Genomic DNA, 12,072 nt, shown 5'->3' with positions numbered 1-12,072 from the left:
CTTCGCTTAAATCTGCATAAAAATGAGACAAACACCGCTTATGACACAAGTATCAGCTAAGTTCCAACAGCGCAAATCCAAATTGAAGAATCTAACCACACGTATCTTCAATGGTAAGTCATTGGTTTTATCTCAAAGTACCCCTTATAAAATTATTGCAGAGCATCATCAAACCAAAGTGCGTTACTATGCAGCTGTTGAAAAAAAATTTAAGGAACCTTTGGTTTTTACAGCACCATTGTCTATCAATATGGCAATCTATGATCTCTACCCTTATCGTTCACTCATTAAATATTTTACTGAACAAGGTTATGATGTTTATCTATTGGACTGGGGAAAACTCAGTTATCAAGATCGCAACTTAAACTTCTTATATTTTATTGATGAAGCCATGCCGTTATGCATTAATAAAATTCGAGAGCATGCTCAAAGTGAGCAAATATCCCTTCATGGGTGGAGTATGGCTGGCATTTTTGTATTACTTTACACGGCATTACGCCAACCCAATTATGTTAAAAACTTAATTATCTTGGCCAGTCCAATTGACAGTTACGCCTCGGGTGGCATTGGTAAACTTTATCAAAAAATAAATAATTTGATTATAAAGAGTCAAAAACTGAAAGATACTTTATATAAAGGTGGTTTACCGAAAAAACTGATACATACCCCCGGCTTACTCAATGCCATTGGTTTTAAGATTTTAGATCCAAAGGGTTGGTATGAGGGTCATAAACAATTGTTGCTAAATTTAGACGACAAAGAACTCTTGCATGAACACGCCACCCTTGGAAATTTTTTAAATCACATGGTGGATTACCCCGGTGGTGTCAATCAAGACATGTTATTTAATGTTTGGCTGCAAAATCCACTGAAAAATGGGGCAATTCAGCTCAGTAACCATAAAATTGAACTTAGAAATATCGACTGTTCACTGATGATTGGAGCTGGAAAAAATGATCAAATGGTCACCGCAGATGCAGTTAAGCCTTTAAGTGAATTGACAAAGAGTAGTGATGTCACGTTTACTCTTATTCCTGGGGGACATTTAGGGCTAATGTCTAGTCAAAAAAGTGCAGATGAATTTTGGCCTACTCTGTCCAGATGGTTAGAACAAAGATCGACAAAAATTTAAGAGATAGATATGAAGACTACAGTTGCATTTATTGGTTTAGGCGCAATGGGCTATCGTATGGCAGCACATTTACCCAAATATTTTGATACCGTATATGTATGGAATCGAAATTTTGCAAAGGCTAAGCAACATGCAACTCAGTTTGGTACTCAAGCGGTCGAACTTAATCAAGCAGTACAAGCTGATATTATTTTTTCATGTTTACCGACTAGCCAAGATATTGATGATTTAATCCAAGATTTAAAGATCAAAAATGGCGCGATTTGGGTCGATTGTACCAGTGGTGTACCTGATGCTGCGCGTAAACAGTCTGAGTATCTTCTCAAAAATAATATTCACTTTTTGGATGCACCTGTAAGTGGTCAAACCATTGGCGCTGAAAATGCAACACTGACCTTCATGGTCGGCGGTTCGGCAGAAGCGTTTCAAATTGCCCTACCTGCAATGCAAGCGATGGGTAAATTAATTAAACGTGTTGGTGACTCAGGTGCAGGCTTTGCAGTAAAAGCTGTAAATAATATGATGATGGCGGTTCATTTATGTGCGGCTGCTGAAGGATTTACCACACTGAAAGCACATGGAGTAGATTTAAATGAAGCACTTGATTGTATCAATGCATCCAGTGGTAAAAGTGGTGTGACTGAAACCGCACTACCGCAACGTATCCTCAATCGCAGCTTTCCACTGACCTTTGCTTTACCCTTATTGGCAAAAGATACCGGTATTGCCATTGATTTAGTTCGTGATGCAAGATTATCAGCACCTATTCTTGGTTTAACACAAAGCTTAATTACCGTAGCCAATAGTCTTTCAGAGCCTGATAGCGATTTTTCTACCGCCGTAAAAATGTATGAATCATGGAGCAAAATTACATTAGATTAATTTTTCGTCATTGAATAATCACAACTAAACCTTATAATCACATTAAGTGACATGTAAATATGTCAATTTCGAGGTCGTATCATGAATAAATATGTAATTGCTACACTTTCTAGTTTATCTATTTTAGTCGCTAGTCACGCTTTTGCTGATAACACCCAAGAATGTAAAAAATTGCAAGATGATTACAATGTCATTTATGCATCAAAAGGGTTCTGTTTTAAAGATCCTGAAGCAAAAGCAAAATATAATAATGACAATTGTTATACAAGTAAGCCTAAATTTTCTGAAAAAGAGCAGCAAAAACTTGACTCTATCAAGGAACGTCAGAAAGAATTGAACTGTAAATAATCACATTCATACTTTCAAGGAAATAAACATGGCTTATGATGATCAGAATATATTTGCACGAATTTTACGTGGTGAACTTCCTGCAATTAAAGTTTATGAAGATGATCATGTGCTTGCATTTATGGATATCATGCCGCAAGCCGATGGGCACACTCTGATTATTCCGAAGGCTCCAGCTATCACATTGCTAGACTTAGATCCTGAAATTGCAGCTTATACAATCAAGATTGTGCAAAAAATAGCGCAAGCAATTGAAACAGCTTTGAATACTCAAGGTATTGTATTGATGCAACTTTCTGGGGCTTCTGCTGGACAAACCGTACCTCATGTACACTTTCATTTAATTCCGAGCTCGGTGCATGAATTAGGTCGTCACGCTATTCAAATGGGTGATCAGGAAAAAATTAAAGGGTTTGCTGAAAAAATTAAGATTGCACTGGCTTAATTAAAAATCTTTTTAGAATCAATGGGGCTAATCAGGCCTCATTTTTTTATTTAAATTACACAAATGTTAAATTCACGTCATTAAATTGTCATTTTTTCTTCACTGATATGTAACAAAGTTTACAGATACTGCATGCAAGTTAGTAAGTAGTGCACAAATCCACACTTACTGAATAAAAAAAGTAACTGCAAACCCATTGAACATGTTTTGGAGAAATCTCAATGAAAAAAGTGCTACTCGCTGCAGCAATCGCCACCCTTAGCATAAGCGCAGCTCAAGCAGCGCCAACATTGTATGGTAAATTCAACGTAACTTTAGATCAAATCGATAATAATGGCTTTAAAGACGAAAGCGTAACTAAAGTAAACTCTAACGCTTCTCGCATTGGTGTTAAAGGCGAAGAGAAATTAACAGATAAATTGTCTGCAGTTTACTTGGCAGAATGGCAAATCAGTGCTGATGGTGATGGCGATGCTTTTACTAACCGTAACCGTTTCGTGGGGATTAAATCAGACGGTATCGCAACTTTAAAAGTGGGTCAGTTTGATTCATATTTCAAAAATGCTGCTGGTAACAACCAAGATATCTTCAACGATCACAATGAACTCGATATGACTGCGATTTTAGTTGGTGAAGATCGTTTAAAAAACGTGATCGGTTTTGAAACTGATAAAAAATTATTGGCTGGTTTAGCTTTCAACATCATGTTCCAGCAAGGTGAAGAATCATCTGCTTTAAAAAATGATGCTAAAGGCCAAAAAGGTAGTCGTGATAGTTTCGGTGATGGTATCTCTACCTCACTTACTTATGACAACAAAGACTACGGTTTAGCTGCTTCTGTTGCAGGTAACTTCGGTGTTGCATCTAAATATAATGCATATAACTCTGAATTAGGTAGTAACACAATTTACTCTGACGCAATCCGTGTTACAGGTTCTGTAGACTTGAAACCTGCGGGTCTTGATGGCTTAGTATTCGGTGCATTATGGCAAACAGCCAAACCAACTGATGACACTGTTGCAACCACTTCTGGTACTACAGTAACATCGTTCAAAGGCTTGAAAGAAAATGCTTATGGCATCACTGCTGCATATGCGATTCCTTCTACACCAATTAAGCTAAAAGCTGAATATATTTCTGCAACAACAGAACTCGATGGGCGTGATGATCGTAAACAAGACCTTTACGGAATTGGCGCAGACTACAACATCAATAAACAAGCTCGCTTCTATGGTGTTGTTGGTCAACAAAAACGTGATTGGTCAACGACATCTACCCCAGAGAAAAAGAAAACTGTTATTGGCTTAGGTATGGAATATAACTTCTAATCCTAATCTTTATAAAAACGGTAAGTCATCTTGCCGTTTTTTATTTCGACTCAACAATAAAAAACTAATTTTATAAAATTCATATTCATTAATGAAGTAACCATAATACAAATTCAGCATTTTTATAAATAGCACATACGTTTAATCATCCATGACAGACCTGTCATTTAGCAACATCAATTTCATCATTGGATAGGCATACAGTTTCTTAAACGAAAACTAAAAATCATTAAATTTATGTTTCGTATGAACTCCTAGAAACTGTTAGCTATCGATTCATTTTTTGTACTTTTGAATCATAGACGGTTATCCTACTGTGGGGCGACATGGATGTCGCCGTTGGGGGGAGGTACCCTCGCCCATGAGCAAAAACAAAGCACTGCTTTGTTTGAAGCGCAAGGTTTGGCATCCTCTACAAAGTGAAGCATCGCCTACACAAAACTATTTAAACTTTAATGTAAAGTGCGGTATTGCAAGCTTTTTTATAATCAAACACTTTATTTACTCATGCAATTGATTTAATTAAAAATCTAAATTAAGAGAAATTATATTCTTGTGTCTGAGTTTTCGACAAGCTGACTATAGGCTATGACAGGAGTTATATTCTAAACAAAAAAATAAAAACAAGCTCGATAGAATCTTAGGATTTCACTATCTCAGTTTTAAACGGTTAAAGTTTGATATAGGTTCGAAAACCACGACTCGCATAATATGAAGCAGCACCATTATGATAAGTAAATGTACGCCCATAACGCTGATCACAAAAGATCGCGCCACCTTGCTCACGTAATACTCTTGGTGTCTCGACCCAACTGGATGTTTTTAAGTCAAAATTGAATATTTGTTGTAAGGTATAATACTGTTGTTCAGTCATTAGCGCTAAAGCATGCTTCTGCACCCAATCGATCACCGTATCTTCAGGAGGATGATCCTTGCGGCTGAGTAACGCCTCTCGATCATAACACATGCTGCGCCGCCCTTTTGGCGACTCAATTGCACAATCAAAAAAATACAGACCTTCTGTATTCGGTAAAACAACCACATCAGGCTCACCGCCAGTCATTTCCATTTGTTGTAAAGCCGGTAGCTTTTCAGGACAAAGCAAAAGTTGTCTTTGTATAAAATCCCAGCTCACTTGTGCATGTCGTTCTATATGCTGTTGAAAGCGCTGTTCTAAAGTTTTTAATAGATTTTCAATTTGTAACGGACTATGTTTTTCTTGCTGTTTTGTCATTTTATTTTACTGCCTTATTTTAAGTCTTTATTAGCATAGCATTATCTCTCAAGCCTAACCAAATCCAATTTTTAGACATACGGAATTGGAATAATTAAACAGTGTGGCACTGATAATTCAATGAATTTCTCTGCATATGCAATTCCTTTTATACCAATTCAACTAAAGTTAAATATATTTTGCAATGACAAAAAAATGGCCATGGCGATCATAAGTTATGGAATTAGCGTTGACTACAATATCAATAAGCAAGCTCGCTTCTACGCAATTATTAATTAAAAAAAGTAATGAGACAGTTGCATATAGAGAACAAAAACTGTTATCAACTTAGCTATGGAATATAACTTCTAATCCTAATCTTAAAAATAGCAAGAAATCTTGTCATTTTTTACTTAACCATAAAATATTTTAAAAATCTCGTATTTCATCAAACCAAGTATTCACTGTTTCTTGATCTATATCTAATGTTGAAGCTTCAACCAGTTGCTGTATAGCAAGACCAATATCTTCTCTTTCAACAGTTTCAATATTGGGCAATGTATTAACCATCGCTACAAGTTCAATAATTACCTCCTCCACATCTTGCTTCGTCTTCGCCTTGGAGATTTCTTTTAAAGCAAATTTATATGCTTTGATCGCTATTTTTGCATTACAGCTTTCCCAATTTTCAAATGGAATCCCATATTCATTGGTAAACCATATTGAACTCCTCAATTTAGACACCGAAGAATAATCCAATTGCTTTTCTTTAGCTAAATGCTTTAATTCAGCATTTAACCTTTTCCCTATTTTTTCATCAATATTCCATCCAATGAAGGAGGTTAAATTTTCCCAAGTATTTAAAGCTTGAAAGCCTTCCAAATTTACGGCATAGCGTATCCCAATACGTTCAAGTCGGTGAAGTTGTTTTAAACTTGTTGTATTGGTTATATTCCCAGTTAAGTTTAGATTTTTTAAATTAGGAAACTGTAATAAACTTCCACAATCAAAAGCTTGGCCTAAAGGTTTAACAGTTAAATCTAACGAAGTTATTGCCGCTAAATTTTTCATAACAGGAAGATGGTATGCCGATATCATTGGATCTTGGTTTGTTGTTGGCTCTATTCTAATATGGGGATATGGTGCGGTGGTAATAATTTCAAAATGATCAATATGACCAGCCAAATGAAGCGAATATAACGCCTTCTTGTTCTCATCATCAGGATGACTTAAATCCAGTATGATTGGATGTTCGTCTGCTTTGATTGAAAAGTTATGAATTTGAGCATGACTTAAATCTAGACAAATCGCTTGCGTAGGTCGCCAAGAAAAATCTTCTATTACTCTTTTCTTCGACCATTCAATAAAACCCTGATCATTTCCCCAATAATAAAAAAATCTCGGCCAATTTCCATAAGGATACAAATGCGGATTTTGTTGACCATGTGGCGTATAAAAAATATTAAAAGCATTCCAATTGATTACAGCATTTTCATCGACAAGAACATCAACCTTTTTCTTGTCCATTCCGATTCGACCAATTGAGAAGCTTCCTTGCCCTGCTGGAATTTTTATCTGATGGCTATTTGTACCTATTAAAGAAACATAAATGGGAGTATTTCTATCCATGTTCATCCATTATTTGTAAATTGCAGTGTTCAGATTTCAGCAAATATAAGTACTTATGATTGTGCAAATAAACTCTACATAGAATATATCAAGTTTAAAGCTTAGCCTTTGTTTCATTTTAACAAAAATATGAACATGTTAGGTTTAGCTCTATATTTCAACTTTCCCAATTTAGATACTTAGATGGTCTAAATGACCTTGATGATCTATTTTGACCACAATCAGCTGATCAGATAATTTCTGATTAACAGTATAATCAAAGATGGTAAAATATGATGTATCATATTTTCCATCTGGATAAAGCCCACGTCCTGTTAAATATAATTTGGTAAAAATAAAAAATCATCACCTAATTCTTTAATATGAAAATCCACATTTTCTTTCCCCCCTCCAACTTCAAAATCCTGTTGAATGATGCATTGGTTTTATTGATCAAATTTTGCGATATTTTCTAGAAAGTGATTTATTTGATCTAAAGTTTGCTTATTTAAAATATCTTGCCAATTTACCAATATAGCACTAGCTCCAAAAATGTTGGCACTCTTTACACTTCGTTCCATTTTTATAAAAAAAGAGTGGAAAACCAAGCAGTAAAAAAACCAAATAAGCGGGACGTTTTCCTTGTGTATATGACTGTATATCACTACTACCACAATTTGGGCAACTTTCACTTGCTCCAAACTGTTGTTCTAATTCTTGGCTAAAATCTTGGGTAAGTAATCCTTTAGCCTCTTCTGCATAGCTTTCAGGAACTAACAGTCGCACACCACCCAAAGCATTGGAGTAAAGCCAATCCATGTTAATGGTGTGTTCATTTTCAATACGTGCTGGAATTTCAGCTGCTTCTAATTGTATTTTGGCAATCTGAGCCTCGTAAGGAAATGAATATGTTTCAGCGACCACCCATTGCATAAGAACACCTAACAGAAATAAAATTGAATTTTAAGCTCAATTCATTTAACTGTATATTGCATAAATTTATTCAGTTGATACTTTCATTTTTTAAGCTATGTCAAAGCAAAGCAAATTTCATAAAAAATAAGGAAATACGTTGAAGGATAGATAGGTTTTAAATTCCTGTACAAATTCTTCCGAGCTAATAGAAAAATTATTATGAATTATTTAAATTTTATCCTTTATCCTATTCTGCTTAAGTCACCCATAACTATAGTTTGTCGTAACTCTATCCTACTTTTCTATATTTTGATGAGGATATAAAACAACAAAATTTACATCTTATTCTTACTATTTATTATTTTCTTTCACACATAAAAAAACACCCCGTTCTCGTTAGAGACCGGGGTGTTTTAGATTTAAAAGCTGGCGATGACTTACTCTCACATGGGTAACCCCACACTACCATCAGCGCTAAGAGGTTTCACTTCTGAGTTCGGGAAGGGATCAGGTGGTTCACTCTTGCTATTGTCGCCAGCAAACTGTTATGGACTTGTTCGGGTCTTATTTAAATGCCTTACTTCGTACCAAATGAGTTTAACAGAACATTTGAGTTGAATATTTTAACTAGCTTTACAACTAAATCAAGTATGTTTGATCTTTTATGAATCAAATGATGCTTACTTCTTTCGAAGTTCGTATACAACTGCTTGGGTGTTGTATAGTCAAGCCTCACGAGCAATTAGTATTGGTCAGCTTCATGCGTCACCGCACTTCCACATCCAACCTATCAACGTCGTAGTCTTCAACGGCTCTTTAGAGGACATAAAGTCCTAGGGAAATCTTATCTTGAGGTAGGCTTCCCGCTTAGATGCTTTCAGCGGTTATCCCTTCCGAACATAGCTACCCGGCGATGCGACTGGCGTCACAACCGGTACACCAGAGGTTCGTCCACTCTGGTCCTCTCGTACTAGGAGCAGATCCTCTCAAATTTCCAACGCCCACGGTAGATAGGGACCGAACTGTCTCACGACGTTCTAAACCCAGCTCGCGTACCTCTTTAAATGGCGAACAGCCATACCCTTGGGACCTGCTTCAGCCCCAGGATGAGATGAGCCGACATCGAGGTGCCAAACACCGCCGTCGATATGAACTCTTGGGCGGTATCAGCCTGTTATCCCCAGAGTACCTTTTATCCGTTGAGCGATGGCCCTTCCATACAGAACCACCGGATCACTAAGACCTACTTTCGTACCTGCTCGACTTGTGGGTCTCGCAGTTAAGCGCGCTTTTGCCTTTATACTCTACGCGTGATTTCCGACCACGCTGAGCGCACCTTCGTACTCCTCCGTTACTCTTTAGGAGGAGACCGCCCCAGTCAAACTACCCACCAGACATGGTCCTCGTCCCGGATAACGGGACAGAGTTAGAACCTCAATATTACCAGGGTGGTATTTCAAGGATGGCTCCATAGCAACTGGCGTCACTACTTCAAAGCCTCCCACCTATCCTACACAAGTAAGATCAAAGTTCAATGTCAAGCTGCAGTAAAGGTTCACGGGGTCTTTCCGTCTAGCCGCGGGTACACCGCATCTTCACGGCGAATTCGATTTCACTGAGTCTCTGCTGGAGACAGCGCCCCCATCATTATGCCATTCGTGCAGGTCGGAACTTACCCGACAAGGAATTTCGCTACCTTAGGACCGTTATAGTTACGGCCGCCGTTTACTGGGGCTTCGATCAAGAGCTTCGCTTACGCTAACCCCATCAATTAACCTTCCAGCACCGGGCAGGCATCACACCCTATACGTCCACTTTCGTGTTTGCAGAGTGCTATGTTTTTAATAAACAGTTGCAGGGGCCTGGTTTCTGTGGCTGCCAATAGCTCAAGGAGCAAGTCCTATCACCGTCAGCAGCGTACCTTCTCCCGAAGTTACGGTACCATTTTGCCTAGTTCCTTCAGCAGAGTTCTCTCAAGCGCTTTGGTCTACTCGACCTGACCACCTGTGTCGGTTTCGGGTACGATTCCTGTGTAACTGAAGCTTAGAGACTTTTCCTGGAAGCATAGTATCAGCCACTTCGCTAGTAAACTAGCTTGCTATCAGCTCTCAGCATAGAGCACCCCGGATTTGCCTAAGATGCATGCCTACTGCCTTTCACCTGGACAACCAACGCCAGGCTGACTTAACTTTCTCCGTCCTCTCATCGCATTACACAGAAGTATTGGAATATTAACCAATTTCCCATCGACTACGCCTCTCGGCCTCGCCTTAGGGGTCGACTCACCCAGCCCCGATTAACGTTGGACTGGAACCCTTGGTCTTTCAGCGTGCGAGTTTTTCACTCGCATTGTCGTTACTCACGTCAGCATTCGCACTTCTGATACCTCCAGCATACTTCTCAATACACCTTCATCGGCTTACAGAACGCTCCCCTACCACGTATACTAAGTATACATCCGCAGCTTCGGCATATAGTTTTAGCCCCGTTACATCTTCCGCGCAGGCCGACTCGACTAGTGAGCTATTACGCTTTCTTTAAAGGGTGGCTGCTTCTAAGCCAACCTCCTAGCTGTCTATGCCTTCCCACATCGTTTCCCACTTAACTATAATTTTGGGGCCTTAGCTGGCGGTCTGGATTGTTTTCCTCTTGACTACGGACGTTAGCACCCGCAGTCTGTCTCCCGGATAGTACTCATAGGTATTCGGAGTTTGCATCGGTTTGGTAAGTCGGGATGACCCCCTAGCCGAAACAGTGCTCTACCCCCTATGGTATTCGTCCGAGGCGCTACCTAAATAGCTTTCGGGGAGAACCAGCTATCACCGAGTTTGATTAGCCTTTCACCCCTATCCACAAGTCATCCCCTGGCTTTTCAACGACAGTGGGTTCGGTCCTCCAGTTAGTGTTACCCAACCTTCAACCTGCTCATGGATAGATCACCCGGTTTCGGGTCTATACCCAGCAACTAAACGCCCTATTAAGACTCGATTTCTCTACGGCTCCCCTATACGGTTAACCTTGCTACTGAATATAAGTCGCTGACCCATTATACAAAAGGTACGCAGTCACCGAACAAGTCGGCTCCCACTGCTTGTATGCATGCGGTTTCAGGTTCTATTTCACTCCCCTCACAGGGGTTCTTTTCGCCTTTCCCTCACGGTACTGGTTCACTATCGGTCAGTCAGGAGTATTTAGCCTTGGAGGATGGTCCCCCCATATTCAGACAAGGTTTCACGTGCCTCGCCCTACTCGTCATCATTATATGTGCCCTTTCGTGTACGGGACTATCACCCTCTACGGTAGCACTTCCCAGAGCTTTCCGCTAAAACACATATAACTTAATGGGCTGATCCCCGTTCGCTCGCCGCTACTGAGGGAATCTCAATTGATTTCTTTTCCTAAGGGTACTGAGATGTTTCACTTCCCCTCGTTCGCCTCGCATGACTATGTATTCATCATGCGATACCTACCTTATGGTAAGTGGGTTTCCCCATTCAGAAATCTCCGGATCACAGGATATTTGCCGCCTCCCCGAAGCTTATCGCAGGCTATTACGTCTTTCATCGCCTCTGACTGCCAAGGCATCCACCACATGCACTTAATTACTTGACTATACAACCCCAAACAGTCGCTAATCCCTACAAGGAGGATCAACAATGTGGATTCAACCACTTCTATTTGTTGCCTGTGAACTTAATCACTATACAGCTTCAATTTAATTCATATACCAAAACGCTTGATTCAGTTTTATCGCTAGTTCTCATTTCATTCAATATTAACAATTGCTTGCTAACATCAACTAAAACGAGTTAAACAATTATTTCAACTCAAATATATTCTGTTAATGATTCACTACCGCCTCGTCAGCGAGTAGTTAACTGTGATAAATCACAGAACTTAATAAGCTATCGGCTTACTAAGTTCTGTAATCACTTAGTCTGTAATTAGTGGTGGAGACTAACGGAGTCGAACCGTTGACCTCCTGCGTGCAAAGCAGGCGCTCTACCAACTAAGCTAAGTCCCCAGCTTAAGATCTTAATATATCTGCTCTTCTGTGTTCAGTAGACTTGGTGGGTCTGACAAGACTTGAACTTGTGACCCCACGCTTATCAAGCGTGTGCTCTAACCAACTGAGCTACAGACCCTCAGATACATCAATGAAGAACAACTTGTTGTGGATTCTTACCAATCGTCAATCTTT

General features: G+C 39.2%; 8 protein-coding genes, 2 tRNA genes and 2 rRNA genes. 5 read left to right on the top strand and 7 right to left on the bottom strand.

The features are described 5' to 3' along the window. Positions 1 to 40: 40 nt before the first annotated feature. From AC4CVF_RS06000 to AC4CVF_RS05980, 5 genes are all read left to right on the top strand, one after another. Entirely contained in the window at positions 41 to 1,132 is a 1,092-nt protein-coding gene (locus tag AC4CVF_RS06000; RefSeq protein ID WP_336950731.1) for an alpha/beta fold hydrolase, read from the top strand. 9 nt (positions 1,133 to 1,141) lie between these two features. Continuing rightward, positions 1,142 to 2,014 carry an NAD(P)-dependent oxidoreductase gene (locus AC4CVF_RS05995; protein ID WP_336950730.1) on the top strand — a complete coding sequence of 291 codons (873 nt, stop codon included), beginning with the start codon at positions 1,142 to 1,144 and terminating at the stop codon, positions 2,012 to 2,014. Positions 2,015 to 2,095: 81 nt separating this feature from the next. Then, complete coding sequence (locus tag AC4CVF_RS05990) at positions 2,096 to 2,362, top strand: YARHG domain-containing protein (protein ID WP_004719576.1); 267 nt, start codon at positions 2,096 to 2,098, stop codon at positions 2,360 to 2,362. Positions 2,363 to 2,390: 28 nt separating this feature from the next. After that, positions 2,391 to 2,807: an HIT family protein gene (locus tag AC4CVF_RS05985; RefSeq protein WP_336950729.1), complete on the top strand. Its 417-nt coding sequence runs from the start codon at positions 2,391 to 2,393 to the stop codon at positions 2,805 to 2,807. A 221-nt stretch (positions 2,808 to 3,028) separates the two neighbouring features. Then, the gene (locus AC4CVF_RS05980; protein WP_490789083.1) at positions 3,029 to 4,135 is read left to right on the top strand and encodes a porin; all 1,107 of its coding nucleotides are present in this window, start codon (positions 3,029 to 3,031) and stop codon (positions 4,133 to 4,135) included. Between the two features lie 670 nt (positions 4,136 to 4,805). On the opposite strand, the gene AC4CVF_RS05975 is transcribed toward AC4CVF_RS05980, so the two are convergent. From AC4CVF_RS05975 to AC4CVF_RS05945, 7 genes are all read right to left on the bottom strand, one after another. Continuing rightward, complete coding sequence (locus AC4CVF_RS05975) at positions 4,806 to 5,369, bottom strand: DUF4256 domain-containing protein (RefSeq protein WP_419327357.1); 564 nt, start codon at positions 5,367 to 5,369, stop codon at positions 4,806 to 4,808. 408 nt (positions 5,370 to 5,777) lie between these two features. Beyond that, positions 5,778 to 6,977, bottom strand: coding sequence for a hypothetical protein (locus tag AC4CVF_RS05970; RefSeq protein ID WP_490789082.1), 1,200 nt, complete (start codon positions 6,975 to 6,977; stop codon positions 5,778 to 5,780). A 519-nt stretch (positions 6,978 to 7,496) separates the two neighbouring features. Further along, entirely contained in the window at positions 7,497 to 7,889 is a 393-nt protein-coding gene (locus AC4CVF_RS05965; RefSeq protein ID WP_419359954.1) for a putative signal transducing protein, read from the bottom strand. Positions 7,890 to 8,295: 406 nt separating this feature from the next. Continuing rightward, positions 8,296 to 8,410 (bottom strand): 5S ribosomal RNA (gene rrf / locus AC4CVF_RS05960). Between the two features lie 182 nt (positions 8,411 to 8,592). Next, positions 8,593 to 11,483 (bottom strand): 23S ribosomal RNA (locus AC4CVF_RS05955). A gap of 336 nt (positions 11,484 to 11,819) precedes the next feature. After that, positions 11,820 to 11,895, bottom strand: a tRNA-Ala gene (locus AC4CVF_RS05950). Between the two features lie 44 nt (positions 11,896 to 11,939). Next, positions 11,940 to 12,016: transfer RNA gene (locus tag AC4CVF_RS05945), tRNA-Ile, on the bottom strand. Positions 12,017 to 12,072: the final 56 nt, after the last annotated feature.

Source organism: Acinetobacter sp. LipI_19, from assembly GCF_058242925.1.
This window is presented reverse-complemented; position numbering and strand designations above follow the sequence as displayed.